Here is a 15,258-nt window from a genome sequence, read left to right on the forward strand (position 1 = left end):
ACCGTCCGGTTTGGAGCCGGGTTTCGAGGATAGCTGCCGCTCAAGCGGCGTCGGCAGCCGACCCAACGCCGGTCGTTCAGATCGGCCACCTCGAACGTCTCCTTCTAACATGAGCCACCGCTAGGACGCTCTCCACTAGGCGATGTCACTCGTCGCGTCGGATGGTAATCGACGCGACAAGCGAGTTTCAGTCTTATACTCTGTGGCGATGGTGGGGATTGATGAACATATTCGGATGGTGCTGGCGCGGCACACCTCGGACACGGGTCTCTATTCGCCTGTGCGCGGCGTCCAAGCTACAATTGACCCGGTACTCCGCCGGTGGGGCACCCAGTATATCCTCGATATTCAACCGAGTGGTTCCTTTGCCAAAGGCACGGCGGTGCAGGGCGGCACTGACATCGACATTTTCATTTCCCTGACTTCGACGCTCAGCGACACGCTCCAGTCGATTTACGACACCCTCTTCAACGCCTTAACACAAGCGGGCTATGTCGCGCGGCGTCAAAATGTCTCGATCGGCATCTCAGTTGGCGGTTGGAAGGTCGACGTGACCCCAGGGCGCCGGCAGGATCAGTACGGAAACTATCATAGCCTTTGGAGCCACAAGACCAGCAGTTGGCTCCAGACGAACATCAACGAACATATTCGCGTCGTCTCCGGGTCGGGCCGGATCAACGAGATCCGCTTGATCAAGATCTGGCGCAATCGCTTCGGGCTGGACTGGCCGTCCTTCTACCTCGAACTCTTCGTGATCGATGCCTTGAAGGGCGCGCGCGTCGGCGCTGTGCAGGACAACGTCGTCACCGCCTTTCGCGCCATCGATCAGTCGATCGCGACACGCAGGCTCATCGATCCCTCAAATACAAACAATGCCGTATCGGCGACCTTAACGGCCGACGCGAAAGCTGCCCTCGCAGTGGCCGCGCGTTCGGCGCTGAACAGCTCCTGGGAGACAGTGTTTCAATGACGTCAGACTGGTCTCTCGCCGCCCTCTTCGCCGATTTCCACGACAAGATCGAACGCGAACTCGCGACCGCCCGGAGACTCGGGCACCCAACGGAAAAGGGAGATGCGAGCGAGCAGGTCTGGAACGATGTGCTTAATCACTATCTGCCGCACCGTTACGAAAGCCGGAAGGGCTTCGTCGTCGATAGCAGGGGCGCCTTTAGCCAGCAGATCGACGTCATCATTCACGACCGCCAATATTCGCCGTTCGTGTTCAGCTTCAAAGGCACCGACGTCGTCCCGGCTGAGAGCGTCTATGCTGTGTTCGAAGCCAAGCAGGAATTGACGGTGACGTGCTCCCCTGATTGTTACCAGTCAGAGGTAGAGTCCGGCTCCTTCATGATGGTTGATTGATGGGATGGCAATGGTCCTGGGGGCATGCCCCCAGGACCATTGGCCGGCGATCTCGGCGGGTGTTTGCCCGCCCAGTTTCGAGTGCGGCCTGACGTGATTATAATCGTATCGCCAAGCCATGAGCACGAAGCGGGCATGCGCCAGCGACGTGAACAGGGTCTCGTTGAGGCATTCGTCACGCAGGCGTCCGTTGAAGCTTTCAACGAAGCCGTTCTGCATCGGCTTCCCCGGCGCGATATAATGCCATTCGACCTGACGCTCCTGCGACCAGCGCAGGATCGCCGACGAGGTCAGTTCGGTGCCGTTGTCGCTGACGACCATGTGAGGCTTCCCCCGCAGGCCGATCAGCGTCGTCAGTTCCCGGGCAACGCGGATGCCCGACAGCGACGTATCGGCCACCAGCGCCAGACATTCCCGCGTAAAGTCATCGACGATGCACAGGATGCGGAACCGTCGACCGCACACCAGGCTGTCCGACACGAAGTCGAGCGACCACCGCTGGTTCGGACCCTGCGGCAGTGCCATCGGCGCCCGCGTGCCCAAGGCCCGCTTGCGGCCACCACGGCGGCGGACTCGCAGTCCCTCTTCGCGATAGATACGCAGCAGCTTCTTGTGGTTAGGGCGCATGCCCTCCCGCGCCAGAAGATACCCCAGACGACGATAGCCGAACCGGCGGCGCTCGGCCGCCAGCTCGCGCAGGCGTTGCCGCAGAGCACCGTCATCCGGCCTCGTTGGCTCATATCTGATCACCCGGCGGCTCACGCCGACCAGGCTGCACGCCCGACGCTCGCTCAGCCCGTGATGGTCACGAGCATATGCGACGGCTTCCCGCTTGGCGCCGGGCGTCACCATTTTTTTGATGTCAGATCCTTCAGCACCGCATTGTCGAGCATCGCCTCGGCCAGAAGCTTCTTCAGCTTCGCATTCTCGTCCTCAAGCGCCCGAAGCCGCCGCGCCTCCGACACGTCCAGACCCCCGAACTTGGCCTTATACTTGTAGAAGGTCGCCGAGCTGATCCCATGACGGCGGCATACATCCGCCGTCGGCATCCCCGCCTCATGCTCCTTCAATATCGCGATGATCTGCTCTTCGCTGAACCTGCTTCGCTTCATTCTGTCCGACTCCTTCGTGTCGGACTCTACTCAAAATCGGTCACATTTCAGGGGAGCACGTCAGCAGAGCTAAGGCAAGCCTGGACTTGTTTAATTGGTACGCCGACTCCTCGGGTCAGCGCCCCCATATTGAGACTAGCGATAGCCTTCGACTTGCAAGCTCGAGAGGCGGGCGGTTTGTCGTCTGCCTCGATACGCCGCCTCGAAACGCTTGCTTCCCAAGGAAGGATGAGCGTCCCAGTTCAACCGGGAATGCGTTTGGTGCGCGAATGGAAAGGAGCACTGCACGTAGTAACAATCGACGAGGGTGGGAATTTGAACTGGAAGGCTCGGAAGTGGCACTCGCTGAGTGAGGTCGCACGCGCGATCACGGGAACCCGCTGGTCTGGCCCGGCATTCTTCGGATTGGTTGAAACCGTGCGATCGGCATGAAGCGACTTCGGTGCGCCATATACACCCGCAAATCGACAGATGAGGGATTGGACCAAGAATTCAATTCTCTGGATGCCCAGCGCGAAGCCTGCGGGGCCTACGTCAAAAGCCAGTCTACCGAAGGCTGGTCTCTCATCTCCCGGACGTACGATGACGGCGGATATTCGGGCGGCACACTTCAACGACCCGGCTTGGAGGCCTTGCTGGCAGACGTAAAAGCAAAAAAGATCGACATTATTGTAGTTCACAAAATCGATCGGCTCACACGATCGCTTTTAGACTTTGCAAAATTGGTGGAGGTGTTCGAGAGTGCTAGCACGAGTTTCGTCTCCGTTACCCAAGCGTTCAATACGACCTCCAGCATGGGCCGCCTGACGCTAAACATGCTGCTATCTTTCGCACAGTTCGAGCGCGAGATCACGGCGGAGCGGATTCGCGATAAGATTGCTGCTTCAAAAGCCAAGGGGATGTGGATGGGCGGCAATCCCCCGTTGGGTTATGCTCCCAACGGGCGTAGTCTCAAGATCGTGGATGTCCACGCCGAGCTAGTCCGCGATATTTTTCGGCGTTACCTGGATTCCGGCAACGTTCGAATTCTCCTATATGAACTGGATCGAGATGAAATTCGCCTGCCGAAACGTTTGGCGATTTCAGGCCGGGCTTCAGGCGGAGGGAAATTTACCCGGGGCCAGCTCTATCGAATTCTTTCAAATCCCGTCTATGCTGGCAAAATCGTACATCATGACAAAGTGTATGACGGTCAGCACGATCCCATCGTTTCTGATGAACTGTGGAATGAAGTGCGGAACCTTCTCGACAAAAATCGTCAAGGTTACCATGCAAAAGGGAATCGGGCTTTCGGGGCTCTCTTAGCCGGCCTTGCCCAAACCAGTGATGGACGGCGATTTAAATCGAACCACGCTTGTAAGGGCCGAAAGCGCTATCGGTATTATGTTGCCGAGGAAGCAACCGAAAATGTCGAAAGGCCGATCGGGAGCGCGATTCGTATCCCAAGTCGCGAACTCGACGCTGCGGTTGTCCACCTGATCTGTGAAGCGCTCAGCGATCCGCTGACGATGCTGATAGAGGCTGGGGTCGAACTATCGTCGGCCAGTCTTGCATCGATGGACGCGCGAGTGGATCTTTATGTCGCCGCGATCCAACGAATGGACTACTTCAGCGTCAGGTCGCTAGTACGCAAAGTTACGGTGGGCCTTTCGACGTTAGAAGCGGAGATCGCAGTATCTTCGCTTTGTCACGCCATGGGGTTGCCTGACGTGAAGACCGCGGAAACTCTGACTCTGCGATCGGCAGCGCGCCTGACCCGCACTGGAAGCGCGTTCAGGCTAGTGCAGAAGAATGGGCGGTCTGTTGTTCGTCAGCGCCCGCGCCAAGATATCGCTAAACATTTCGTGCAAGCACGCTTGTGGTGGAATGAGCTGAAGCGCGGGGAAGCTCGTGTATCTGATATCGCTCTCCGAGAGGGCGTTAATGAATCTTGGATATCGCGGATGGTGCGCTTGAACTTTCTGGCGCCGGCGATAGTTGAGAAAATTCTCGATGGAACGTTGCCCGCAGGCTCCAATTTGAGCTTGCTGAGGCACCACGCATTGCCATTATCCTGGTCTGAGCAGCAAAAGTTTCTCGGATTGGAGTAGATTTTACGCGTCTGTCGTGGCTCTATCACTGCACCGTGAGGAAACCGGCGACCATATCATTCGCCATGCACCGAACGTTACCGGTAATTATCAATTTAATTCAGGCATTTATGGCGGAGCGGGAGGGATTCGAACCCTCGATGGGCTTTTGACCCATACTCACTTTCCAGGCGAGCGCCTTCGACCACTCGGCCACCGCTCCGCATGCTTGGAACGCGCGCCCTAATCGCTGGGCGGGGCTTTCGCAAGTCGGTTGAGCATGGCAGACAGGCGGCATGAAACATCTGCTTCTGGCCGCCGCTGCCGCTTCGCTCGCCCTTCCGGTTGCCGCGCAGGAGCCTGTGCCGATCCCGTCGCCGGGAGAGATAGCGGCGGCGGCGCCCGACAGCGACTGGATCGCGATCGCGCCGTCCGACCTGTTGGTGATGGACTTGGCACCCGACGCCAAAGGCAAAGCGCGCCGCGTCGTTATCCAGCTGATGCCCGCGCCGTTCAGCCAGGGGTGGATCGGCAATATTCGCAAGCTCGCCGCCGCGCATTGGTGGGACGGGACGAGCATCAACCGGGTGCAGGACAATTATGTCGTGCAATGGGGCGATGCGACCGAGAAGAAAGCGCTGCCGGAAGGCTTGGCGACGGTGGCGGAGAGCGAGTATGTGACGCCGCTCAGCGAAGATTTGCAGGCCGCACTGCGCGCGAAAATGAAGTCCGACGAAGCCGAACTGCTCGCCGCCTTCCGCCAACCAGCAGACAAGAAAATTCCAGCGATCAAGCGGGCAATCCCGCGCGACCCTTTCGCTGAAGAAACCATTGCTTTTCGGGGCTGGCCGGTCGCCATTGACCGTCAGGACCAGTCGGGTTGGCCGGTCCATTGCTACGGGATGGTCGGCGTCGGTCGGAGCTTGTCGCCGGACACAGGCAGCGGCGCCGAGCTTTATACGGTCATCGGCCACGCCCCGCGCCATCTCGATCAGAATATTGCTCTCGTCGGACGCGTGGTCAGCGGTATCGAGCATTTCTCGAGCTTACCGCGCGGTACCGGCGCGCTGGGATTTTATGAAACCGAGGCAGAGCGCGTGCCGATCGCGTCGATCCGCATTGCCAGCGAATTGCCCGTCGCCGATCAGCCGCGCTTCGAATATTTGTCGACCGAAAGCGACAGCTTCGCGCGCTACGCCGACGCGCGCGCCAATCGCCGCGATCCGTTTTTCATTAAGCCTGCTGGCGGCGCCGACATCTGCAATATTCCGGTGCCGGTGCGGCCCGTCACGAAATGACGGCTTTAAGCTGCTTGCATCGAGCGAAGTCGAGATGCTGGGAGGCGGTGGGCTCAGGTCGGGTGTCGCGACTTCGCTCGACACGAACGCATTGAGCGCGAAGTGGATAGCTTCACCGTCACCACCCCGCTCTGGCGCTGGCAGTCAGCGACCGCCCCTGCTGCGTGGTTCTTCGTCACCATCGCGGGCGATGCGGCGGACGGCGTCCGGATTGCGGCAATCAGCGGACAGTGGCTGAACGGGCGCAAGGGGTTCGGGTCGGCGCGGGTGGATGCGACGATCGGCGAGACAAGCTGGCAGACATCGGTGTTCCCGCACAAGGAAAGCGGCGGCTGGCTGCTGCCGGTCAAGGCCGCGGTGCGTAAGGCCGAGGGGCTGGTCGAGGGTGACGAGGTGACGGTGACGGTCAGTCTTTAGGTGGGGTTTCGACCCTGGCATCGCGCGCCTGCGCCTTGCGCTTGCGCAGATTGTCGCGCAGCGCTTCGGCCAGGCGGCGTTCGCGCTCGATGTCGGCGGGGGAGGGCGGCTTGCTCACCAGGGCGCCATGCCCGCGAAATTAGCCGATCGTCAAGTCTCGCACCTTGACAGGTGACAGGCGCCCCGCCATAGGCCGCGCCTGCCCAGCGAACAGGCGTTTGCGGGCGTTCCGGTTGCTGCTGTAGCTCAGTGGTAGAGCGCGTCATTGGTAATGACGAGGTCGGGAGTTCAATCCTCCCCAGCAGCACCATTTCTCTTACCGTCGGGCGTCGTGCGACACACGACTGGGGAACCTTCGGGCGCGGGCGCCGTAGTGTGGGTCGGGGTGAGATTTGCCACCGACGGAGTCAATGACATCGAGATGAGATTATGGGTCGCTTACGGCCTGATCGCCCTGATGCTGGCGGCTGCGGCCGCCGGTATCGCTTATATTCGGCATAATCACCCCGATCGCAAATATCTTCGTCAGCGCGAGCGCGAAGATCAAAAGAGCCGCAATCGCCTTGAGGCCAACAATACGCCGGAATAGCTTGGTCGGAGGCAGCCGTTGAACTGCCAACGGCGCTAAATCTTCGCCGCCAGCAGCCAGTCGTGAAATAGCTTTACCGCAGGCTGCCGCAGTGCGCGCGGGCGGCACACGAACCAATAGCTGTAAGGACTGTCGACGTCGAAATCGAACAGACGTACCAAGCGCGGGTCGTGCGCGTCGTCGAAATGGTGGCCGTGCATGAAGGCGACGCCGATGCCTTGCGCGGCAGCTTCGAGCATAAGCGGTCCCGAATCGAAATAGTCGATACCCGCCGGTTCGAGATATGGCATGCCGATCGCCTTTTTCCACTCGCTGAACGTCTCAGGCATTTCGCGGTGGAGGAGGACGGTCATGCGTTGCAATTGCTCCGGAACCACAAATGGCCGGTCGCCGTCGGTCAGCGTCCGCGCGGCGATTGGAAACACCTTGTCCTGATCAAGTCTGGCCGCATAGAGCGCCGGGTCAATCGAACGTGCGAGTGCAATCGCGGCATCGATGCCGTCGCCCAGCCGTGCCTCGGCGTGCGACATCGTATCGATGTCGATGTGCAGTTCGGGATGTTCACGGCGCAGTTCTGGCAGGCGCGGGAAAAGCCGCTGTTGCGCAAACAGCGGCAGCACGTTGAGATGCAGGCGCAGCGACGCGTCGGGGCTGCCGACCTGGCCGATCACCGTGCGCAATTCGTCGAGGATCGGGGCCAGCTGGCCTTGCAACGCGCGCCCCGCTTCGGTCAGGCTGAGTCCATGATGGTGGCGGTTGAACAGCGGCCGCCCGACGGCGTGTTCGAGCGTCTGGATGCGCCGCGACAGCGCGGGCATCGACAGCCCCAGTTCGATTGCGGCAGCCTTCACCGTGCCATAGCGGGCGACCTCGAGAAAGGCTTCCATGCTGCTGAGGGGAGGAAGGCGGGGCATATTCGGCACCGATGATGACATGACCCTGCACGACTTGCCACAATTTTGTGCAGTGCGGCATAGGGCGGTGCTGGGTCAAGCGACGGGCGGGGGTCGCAAATCGGGAACGACCATCCTATCTTCGGCATATGGATCTTTTTGACGGAGACGCGCCTTGGCCGATGCAGCGGTAAAAGACAAACAGGTGAAACTGCAGGTGGCGAATTCACGCGCCGAGGAAAGCGGGGGCGGCATTGCCCGCATCCCTCGTTCCACGATGGCCGAACTGGGCGTTACCGAGGGTGATATCATCCAGATCAGCGGCAAGCGGCAGACCGCGTCGCGCGTCGTCGCACCCTATCCCGAGGACGAGGGGCTGGAGGTGATCCGCCTCGACGGCCTGCAACGCGCCAATGCGGGCGCGGGGGCAGGTGATATGGTGATATTGAGCCGCGTTGACACGCGCGCCGCGACGCGCGTGGTGTTCGCCCCGGCGCAGGAAAATCTGCGGCTGCAAGGATCGGCGAATGCGCTGAAGCGCAGCTTTTTCGGCCGCCCGGTGGTAACCGGCGATACCGTGGCGACCGCGGGCCAGCAGCGGCTCGAATCGGGTGATATGCCGCCGCAGCTACGCCAGATGCTCAACGCGCCCGCCTATGCGCTGGCCGAAGTGCGGCTGATCGTCGTCTCCGCGGCGCCCAAGGGCGTCGTGTTCATCGACGAAAACACCGAAATCGAACTGCTACCCGAATATCAGGAGCCGCAGGACGCACGCCGCACCGATGTGACCTATGACGATCTGGGCGGGCTGGGTGAAACGATCGACCAGCTGCGCGAGATGGTGGAACTGCCGTTACGTTATCCCGAATTGTTTCGCCGCCTGGGCGTCGACCCGCCGCGCGGGGTGCTGCTGCACGGGCCGCCGGGGACCGGCAAGACGCGGCTCGCGCGCGCGGTCGCCAACGAGAGCGAAGCGCAATTTTTCTTGATCAACGGCCCGGAAATCATGGGTTCGGCCTATGGCGAGTCCGAAAAGCGGCTGCGCGATATTTTCGACCAGGCGGCGAAGGCTGCGCCGTCGATCCTGTTCATCGATGAGATCGATTCGATCGCGCCGAAGCGCGGGCAGGTGACGGGCGAGGCCGAAAAACGCCTCGTCGCGCAGTTGCTGACATTGATGGACGGGTTGGAGCCGCGCACCAACCTGGTCGTCATCGCTGCGACGAACCGCCCCGACGCGATCGACGAGGCGCTGCGCCGTCCGGGCCGCTTCGATCGCGAGATCGTCATCGGGGTTCCCGACGAAAGCGGGCGGCGGGAAATATTGGGTATCCACACGCGCGGGATGCCGCTTTCGGCCGACGTGGACCTCGCCGAACTCGCGCGCACCACCTTTGGTTTTGTCGGTGCCGACATGGCGTCGCTAACCCGCGAAGCGGCGATCGAGGCGGTGCGGCGCATCATGCCGAAGCTCGACCTGGCCGAGGGGACGATTCCGCCGGATGTACTGGAGGAATTGCGCGTCACGCGCGATGATTTCAGCAATGCGTTGAAACGGGTGCAGCCGTCCGCGATGCGCGAGGTGATGGTGCAGGCGCCGACGACGCGATGGAGCGACATCGGCGGGCTGGACGCGGCGCGCGAAAAGCTGATCGAAGGGGTCGAGCTGCCGCTCAAGCATCCCGAAGCCTTTCGGCGGCTGGGCATCCGGGCCGCCAAGGGCTTTCTGCTCTACGGCCCGCCAGGGACCGGCAAGACCCTGCTGGCCAAGGCGGCGGCGCGCGAGTCCGACGCCAATTTCATCTCGATCAAGTCGTCCGACCTGCTGTCGAAATGGTATGGCGAGAGCGAGCAACAGATTGCGCGGCTGTTCGCCCGCGCGCGCGCGGTCGCGCCGACGATCATCTTTATCGACGAGCTCGACAGCCTGGTCCCGGCGCGTGGCAGCGGGACGTCCGGCGAGCCGCAGGTGACCGAGCGCGTCGTCAACACGATCCTGGCCGAGATGGACGGGATCGAGGAAATGCAGTCGGTCGTCGTTATCGGTGCGACCAATCGTCCGAACCTGATCGACCCGGCGCTGCTACGCCCCGGTCGGCTCGACGAACTGATCTATGTGTCGGTCCCCAACGCCGAGGGACGCCAGCGCATCCTGGAAATCCAGACCGGCAATATGCCGCTCGCCGACGACGTCGATCTGGCGGTGCTCGCGGAAAAGTCGGATCGATTCACCGGCGCCGACCTAGAGGATCTGACCCGCCGCGCCGGTCTGGCCGCGCTCAAGCGGTCGATCAACAGCGATGCGGTGACCATGGCCGATTTCGACGCGGCGCTGAAGGACACCCGCGCATCGGTCACCGAAGCGATGGAAAAGGATTATGAAAAAATCCAGGGCGAGATCAAGCAGGCCGCGATGAGCGTCAACCCGATCGGCTTCTTTGCGCCCGGGATGCTTAAGCCGGTGCGCGAGCAGAAGCACGCCGACGGCGCGGTAAAGGATTAAGCGGCGGGCTGGTCGAGCCGCAGCGCCGACCAGCCCCACAGCACGAGCCAGCCGCAAAAGGCCGCCATCAGGCCATAGGCGATCATCGGGTGCCAATTGTAGAGCAGCACACCGATGGCGGGAGAGACGATATAAGCCGATCCGTTGATCGACGCGGTCATGCCGGCGACGCTGCCCTGATCGCGCCGCGGCACCGACAGCGATGCCCCCGCGGTAAAGCCGGGGCGGAACAGCCCGAAACCGAGCGAGGCGAGAGCGAAGCCAATCACGATGCCGTGCAGGTCCTGCGACAAGCCGGTCATCACGAGCCCCGTTGCGCCGAGAGCGGAGCCGATCAGCACGGCAGTGCGCGCCGACAGCTTGAGCAACGGGATCAATCCCCATTGCGATAGCAGCGTGGCAAAGGCACCCGCCATCAACACGATGCCCGTCATCGCGGCGCCTTCGTCGGGGTTGAGGCGAAGATCAAGCCGATCGAGGATCAGGAAGCCGATGACGCCCAGCATCATCGCCTGCGCCTGGCCACCATATAGCCCAGCCAGCAGCCACGGGCGAACGCGGGTGTCGGACCAGCGCAGCGGCGGGGCGCTGGCGGCGCCTGGATCGACGACATCGTCGTCGCTATCGTCGGTTGCCGCAGCGGGGGAGCCCGCCGACGTCGGATAGGCGACGATTGCGCCGCGTGCTGCGAACCGCGGCACATCGTCGGGTAGTCGCCAGCGGAGCATGATCAGGACGAGCAGGCCGATCAGGGCAAAGACGAGCAACGGACCGGCGAGGCCGACGAAGGGCAGGATGAAAAAAGGCGCGATGGCAGGGCCGATGACGGTACCGAGGCCAAAGGACGACGAGACGAGTGACAGCGCCTGCGTGCGCTCTTCCGGGTCGGTGCGCGCCGCGACATAGGCCTGCACCGCGGGCGGCGCCGCCGATCCGAAACCGCCATACAGGCTGCGGAACAGCGCGAAAATGATGAAGGTTGTCCCGGCGGCGAGATAGCCTTGCAGTCCCGACCATAGCGCCGCGCCGCAAAGCGCCATCGACAGCATGAAGCCGATCACGCCCAACGCCATCAGCGCCTTGCGTCCGCGCTGGTCCGACTGCCGCGCCCAATAGGGTGCCGTCAACACCCACAACAACGCCGACCAGCTGAAGGCGAGGCTGACCCAGACGTCGGGGATGTGGAGCTTGGCACCGATCGCGGGCAGGATCGACTGCATCGCGGTGTTGCCCGCGGCAGCGACCAGCATCACCGCGAACAGAATCGCCATGCGGTCGGCCGGGATCGAGCCGGATGTTTTTGCCATGGCTGCCCCCTTCGCTGCGCCGCCCCCTTAAGTCGGCCTTTCCCTACACGCGCCCGGTCACCTGTCCAGAGTCAAGACTGACTCTTTCCTTGCGCCAACGCGCTGTTTTTGCCACGCCAGCGCCAACCGCAACAACGCGAAGGCCACCATGACCAATCCGCGGGCGCAGGCCCAAGAAACGAAAGCGCCGCTGGCCCGCCGCCTGCGCGAGCGCCTCAAACGCTTTTTCGGGCCGTGGGGCATGTTTGTCCGCGGCTTTGTCAAGCATCCGGTCATGGTGGGTTCGATCGTACCCTCTTCGCCGACGCTGATCCGCCACATGCTGCGCCCCGTCGACTGGAAGAATACCAAGCTGTTCGTCGAATATGGTCCGGGGGTCGGGACGTTCTGTCGCCCAGTGCTCGAACGCATGGCGGGCGATGCGACGCTGATCGCGATCGATACCAACGAAGATTTCATCGATTATCTGCGGACAGACATCCGCGACAGCCGTTTTATCGCGGTCCATGGTTCGGCGGGCGAGGTTGAGGCAATCATCGCGGCGCATGGGTTCGACAAGGCCGACTATGTTCTGTCGGGCCTACCCTTTTCGACGTTGCCCGCGGGCGTCGGCCCGGCGATTGCGGCCGCCACGCACCGCGTGTTGCGCCCCGGCGGTGCGTTCCTCGTCTATCAGTTCCGCGCTCGCGCCCGCGATTTTCTCGCGCCGCATTTCGCCCGTATCGACAATGCGTTCGAATGGGTGAATGTGCCGCCCTGTTTCCTATTCTGGGGCTGGAAAGACTAAACCTCCAGGTCTGGATCGGGGTCGCCGAGACCGAAGTTCAGCCGCCGCGACACGGTATAATCGGCGGCACCCACCACAAACCATGCCAGCGTCCAGCGCAGCCGGGTCAACCACCCGGCACGCGCTTTGTGCGAGGCGCGGGTGATGTTCTCGCATTCGGGCTGCTGCGCCGCGATGAAACCGCGCATTTGCGTGGCAAAATTGGCGTCGGCTATGCGCAGCATGACCTCGACATTGACGAACAGGCTGCGCATGTCGAAATTGGCAGTCCCGATGTAGACGACATCGTCGATGACGATCAGTTTCATGTGCAGCTTGCACGGCTGATATTCCCAGATTTGGGCGCCTTTGCGCAGCAGATAGCCATAAAGCAGCCGCGAGGCGCCGATCGTCGCCGCATTGTCGGACTTCGCCGCCATGATGAAGCGCGCCCGGCCCTCCCGCGCCACGCGGCCGAGCCGCCGCAGCATACCTTGCCCGGGCGAGAAATAGGCCATCGCCATATCGAGCTGGCGCGCGCCGGTGAGGTCGCTGCGCACGGCGCGCGCCCATGGGGACAGCCGCTGAGTCGGACCGCCGACCAGCCAGGTTACGGGTCCGGCTTCGACCGGCCATTCGCGGATCAGGCGGCGGAGCATCAGCAATTTGCCGTCGTTGTTCACGGTATAGTCGTGGATTTCGGCGAACCAGGCGACCATCCGCGTGACCGACGGGCCGCGCACGACGATGCCGAGGTCGAACCAGCAATTGTCTCGCTGCGTTCCCAGATAGGGGGCGGCGATATTGAACCCACCGGTGACGGCCACCGTTTCGTCGATCAGCAGCAGTTTCTGGTGGTTGCGGATCAGATAGCTCGAGCGCCAGCGCCGCGAGAAAAAGGTCACGCTGCCACCCGCTTCGCGCAGCGGCGCAAAGATGCTGTCGGCAATATCCGAAGAGCCGAAGCTGTCGATCACCGCGCGGACCCGCACGCCCCGCCGTGCCGCCGCGGTCATCGCATCCAGGACGCGGGTTCCGGCGCCGTCGTGCTCAAAGATGTACATGATGATGTCGATGCTGTGGACCGCGCCGTTCAGCAGCGCCAGGATGCGGGCAAGCCGCTGGTCGCCGTCGACGATGACCTCCAGCCGATGCCCGGCGACATCGGCGGTCAGGGCGTCGGGATCGCTGGCGGGGCAGGGGACGTCGGTCATCATCCGCTCATAGGCATGCCGCCGCGAACGCCGCAAGGGCAGGGCTTTGATTGACAGCGGCGGGCCTTGCTGCTAGCGCGCAGCGCTTGCCGCCACGCCTCCAAAAAGGCTGGCCTCTCCTATCTTCTAAGGAAACAACATGGCCCGCGTTACCGTCGAGGATTGCGTCGACAAGATTCCCAACCGTTTCGACCTGGTCCTGCTCTCCGCGCATCGCGCACGCGAAATTTCGGGCGGTTCCGAGCTGACCATCGACCGCGACCGCGACAAGAACCCGGTCGTGGCGCTGCGCGAAATCGCCGAGCAGACCGTGCGCCCGAAGGACCTGAAGGAAACGCTGGTCACGACGCTGCAGAAGGTTGTTGTCGACGATGACGATACCCCCGATGAAATCAGCTCGATCAGCCGTTCGGCTGAAGCCCTGCGCCTGACCGCCGCCGCGCCACCGCGCAGCCCCGCGGGTGGTGGCAGCGACTTCGAATAACCGGCGCGATCGCTAACAAAAAAGGGCCGCGGGAAACCGCGGCCCTTTTTTGGTTGGGATGAGGCGTGCGCGATGTCTTCTAAGCACCGATTGCTGTCGGTGATCCTCCCGACCCCAAAGAAGCCATCCAGCTACGCAACCTGCTGCAACTCCGCCACGCGGATCGTCTTCGATGCAAGCATCGGTTCGATCATCCGCTGGATCCGGTGCGCGCGCGGCGAGGCGACTGCGATGTTAAACAGGCTGTTCGCGATCACATCGGCGATCTGGACCCCTTCGCTGCGACGGCTGTCGGCGAGCGAGGCACGGCCCCATCGGCCGAGACCGGCCTGGATTTCCTCGCGCACTTTGGCCAGGATAGCGACATCATAGCGGCCCTCGTCGATCACGACATCCGTGCATACGCCGCCGGTTTCGGGCAGCCAGCGCCCGACCGCCAAGTTGAGCAAAGCCGCATAGAGCGCCAAATCGCTTAGCGGCGCGCCGTCTGGAGGCTGCGTCAACGTGTCGCGCTTTGCCACCGCCACCCAAGCGCGGCCACCCGCACGATCGAACAGTTCGAGGAGATAGGCGCGCTCAACCACGCTGATCCGGCTGCCTTTCAGCTCGCTGCGCAGTCCGGTGACACTGCGAAACCGGGCATGAATGTCGGCGGCCACCTGCGGCGTCAGCATCACCGCGGCGAAGGTCATCGCACCGGCGTTCAGGCCACCCGATTCGTCGCAATAAATCGTCACCGGCGGTAGCGCCGATCGATCACCGGACGCGGCCGAAGAAAGCGACGGAGCGGCTTTGCCCCGCGGGAACCGCGTCGGGCCACAGCCAGCGGACATGGGTGACATCGGCGGCGATGGCGGGGCGCGGCGCCGCGCCGGTGACGGCGACCGTCAGCGCAGCGAGGGCGCCAAACGTCTTGCCGCCATCGACGGACACGGCAAAGCCCGCCGTGTCCGTCGTGCCATCAAAGACCAGCGCTGCGGGAATCGGATTGGTCAGATTGACCCCGGCCGCGGGAGCGGTCCCATTGTTGGTGAAGGTGAGGGTCAGACGGATCCGGTCGCCCGGCACGACGACATCGGGCGTGGTGTAGGTTTTCTCGCCCTCGCGCCCCTCGACGATCGCACCCGGCTTTTCCAGTTCGACCTTGTTCGTGAGCACCCCGGTGCCTTGCGCGGCAGCGGGTTGCGGTCCCATCGCCAGCAGCGCCGCGAGCACCAACATTTTTCCCGATTTAGCGGCCATCA

General features: G+C 62.6%; 17 protein-coding genes and 2 tRNA genes. 11 read left to right on the forward strand and 8 right to left on the reverse strand.

Translation table 11 applies throughout. The features are described from left to right. Positions 1–208: 208 nt before the first annotated feature. Positions 209–970 (forward strand): nucleotidyltransferase family protein, encoded by a 762-nt coding sequence (locus FFS18_RS01520; protein WP_137869470.1) that lies wholly within the window; start codon positions 209–211, stop codon positions 968–970. Further along, positions 967–1,362, forward strand: coding sequence for a DUF6602 domain-containing protein (locus tag FFS18_RS01525; RefSeq protein WP_212743006.1), 396 nt, complete (start codon positions 967–969; stop codon positions 1,360–1,362). Before FFS18_RS01520 ends, FFS18_RS01525 begins: the two co-directional genes overlap by 4 nt. On the opposite strand, the gene FFS18_RS01530 is transcribed toward FFS18_RS01525, so the two are convergent. Next, a protein-coding gene (locus FFS18_RS01530; RefSeq protein ID WP_137869471.1) for an IS3 family transposase occupies positions 1,324–2,474 on the reverse strand; the annotation gives its coding sequence in 2 pieces (ribosomal slippage) (positions 1,324–2,222 and positions 2,222–2,474; 1,152 coding nt in all). The two genes, FFS18_RS01525 and FFS18_RS01530, sit on opposite strands and share 39 nt — an antisense overlap. Here FFS18_RS01530 and FFS18_RS01535 point away from each other — a divergent pair. Together FFS18_RS01535 and FFS18_RS01540 are read left to right on the forward strand one after the other, a co-directional pair. Then, complete coding sequence (locus FFS18_RS01535; RefSeq protein WP_137869472.1) at positions 2,421–2,906, forward strand: DUF2924 domain-containing protein; 486 nt, start codon at positions 2,421–2,423, stop codon at positions 2,904–2,906. The genes FFS18_RS01530 and FFS18_RS01535 overlap by 54 nt on opposite strands. Further along, on the forward strand, positions 2,903–4,564 hold the full coding sequence (locus tag FFS18_RS01540; RefSeq protein WP_137869473.1) for a recombinase family protein: 1,662 nt from the start codon (positions 2,903–2,905) through the stop codon (positions 4,562–4,564). The genes FFS18_RS01535 and FFS18_RS01540 overlap by 4 nt, the downstream gene beginning before the upstream one ends. Before the next feature lie 111 nt (positions 4,565–4,675). Here FFS18_RS01540 and FFS18_RS01545 read toward each other — a convergent pair. Next, positions 4,676–4,766: transfer RNA gene (locus tag FFS18_RS01545), tRNA-Ser, on the reverse strand. Between the two features lie 73 nt (positions 4,767–4,839). On the opposite strand from FFS18_RS01545, the gene FFS18_RS01550 reads away from it, so the two are divergent. After that, complete coding sequence (locus tag FFS18_RS01550) at positions 4,840–5,841, forward strand: peptidylprolyl isomerase (protein WP_137869474.1); 1,002 nt, start codon at positions 4,840–4,842, stop codon at positions 5,839–5,841. Between the two features lie 102 nt (positions 5,842–5,943). Then, the gene (locus tag FFS18_RS01555) at positions 5,944–6,258 is read left to right on the forward strand and encodes a DUF1905 domain-containing protein (protein ID WP_137869475.1); all 315 of its coding nucleotides are present in this window, start codon (positions 5,944–5,946) and stop codon (positions 6,256–6,258) included. On the opposite strand, the gene FFS18_RS17800 is transcribed toward FFS18_RS01555, so the two are convergent. Continuing rightward, positions 6,248–6,376 (reverse strand): hypothetical protein, encoded by a 129-nt coding sequence (locus FFS18_RS17800; RefSeq protein ID WP_283214393.1) that lies wholly within the window; start codon positions 6,374–6,376, stop codon positions 6,248–6,250. The two genes, FFS18_RS01555 and FFS18_RS17800, sit on opposite strands and share 11 nt — an antisense overlap. A 117-nt stretch (positions 6,377–6,493) precedes the next feature. On the opposite strand from FFS18_RS17800, the gene FFS18_RS01560 reads away from it, so the two are divergent. Both FFS18_RS01560 and FFS18_RS17330 read left to right on the forward strand, forming a co-directional pair. Then, positions 6,494–6,568 (forward strand) — tRNA-Thr (locus tag FFS18_RS01560). Between the two features lie 111 nt (positions 6,569–6,679). Further along, the gene (locus tag FFS18_RS17330) at positions 6,680–6,847 is read left to right on the forward strand and encodes a hypothetical protein (RefSeq protein WP_171005184.1); all 168 of its coding nucleotides are present in this window, start codon (positions 6,680–6,682) and stop codon (positions 6,845–6,847) included. Positions 6,848–6,882: 35 nt separating this feature from the next. Here the strand turns inward: FFS18_RS17330 and FFS18_RS01565 are convergent, their stop codons facing one another. Further along, positions 6,883–7,761: a LysR substrate-binding domain-containing protein gene (locus FFS18_RS01565; protein WP_137869476.1), complete on the reverse strand. Its 879-nt coding sequence runs from the start codon at positions 7,759–7,761 to the stop codon at positions 6,883–6,885. 154 nt (positions 7,762–7,915) lie between these two features. Between FFS18_RS01565 and FFS18_RS01570 the strand changes: the two genes are divergently transcribed. Next, positions 7,916–10,243, forward strand: a complete 2,328-nt coding sequence (locus FFS18_RS01570; protein WP_502704163.1) for a CDC48 family AAA ATPase — start codon at positions 7,916–7,918, stop codon at positions 10,241–10,243. On the opposite strand, the gene FFS18_RS01575 is transcribed toward FFS18_RS01570, so the two are convergent. Then, positions 10,240–11,550 (reverse strand): MFS transporter, encoded by a 1,311-nt coding sequence (locus tag FFS18_RS01575; RefSeq protein ID WP_137869477.1) that lies wholly within the window; start codon positions 11,548–11,550, stop codon positions 10,240–10,242. The two genes, FFS18_RS01570 and FFS18_RS01575, sit on opposite strands and share 4 nt — an antisense overlap. A 148-nt stretch (positions 11,551–11,698) precedes the next feature. Here FFS18_RS01575 and FFS18_RS01580 point away from each other — a divergent pair, with 148 nt between their 5' ends. After that, positions 11,699–12,337: a class I SAM-dependent methyltransferase gene (locus tag FFS18_RS01580; protein WP_137869478.1), complete on the forward strand. Its 639-nt coding sequence runs from the start codon at positions 11,699–11,701 to the stop codon at positions 12,335–12,337. On the opposite strand, the gene FFS18_RS01585 is transcribed toward FFS18_RS01580, so the two are convergent. Then, a complete protein-coding gene (locus tag FFS18_RS01585) occupies positions 12,334–13,530 on the reverse strand; it encodes a phospholipase D-like domain-containing protein (protein ID WP_137869479.1) in 1,197 nt (398 codons plus the stop codon). The two genes, FFS18_RS01580 and FFS18_RS01585, sit on opposite strands and share 4 nt — an antisense overlap. Positions 13,531–13,669: 139 nt before the next feature. Here FFS18_RS01585 and rpoZ point away from each other — a divergent pair, with 139 nt between their 5' ends. Then, complete coding sequence (gene rpoZ / locus FFS18_RS01590) at positions 13,670–14,014, forward strand: DNA-directed RNA polymerase subunit omega (RefSeq protein ID WP_137869480.1); 345 nt, start codon at positions 13,670–13,672, stop codon at positions 14,012–14,014. A gap of 131 nt (positions 14,015–14,145) precedes the next feature. Here rpoZ and FFS18_RS01595 read toward each other — a convergent pair whose 3' ends face one another. Together FFS18_RS01595 and FFS18_RS01600 are read right to left on the reverse strand one after the other, a co-directional pair. Next, positions 14,146–14,751 (reverse strand): DUF3800 domain-containing protein, encoded by a 606-nt coding sequence (locus tag FFS18_RS01595; protein ID WP_137869481.1) that lies wholly within the window; start codon positions 14,749–14,751, stop codon positions 14,146–14,148. Between the two features lie 19 nt (positions 14,752–14,770). Beyond that, complete coding sequence (locus FFS18_RS01600; protein ID WP_171005185.1) at positions 14,771–15,256, reverse strand: DUF11 domain-containing protein; 486 nt, start codon at positions 15,254–15,256, stop codon at positions 14,771–14,773. Between the last annotated feature and the right edge of the window lie 2 nt (positions 15,257–15,258).

Source organism: Sphingopyxis sp. 2PD (genome assembly GCF_005503695.1).
In the GTDB taxonomy this organism is placed as follows: domain Bacteria; phylum Pseudomonadota; class Alphaproteobacteria; order Sphingomonadales; family Sphingomonadaceae; genus Sphingopyxis.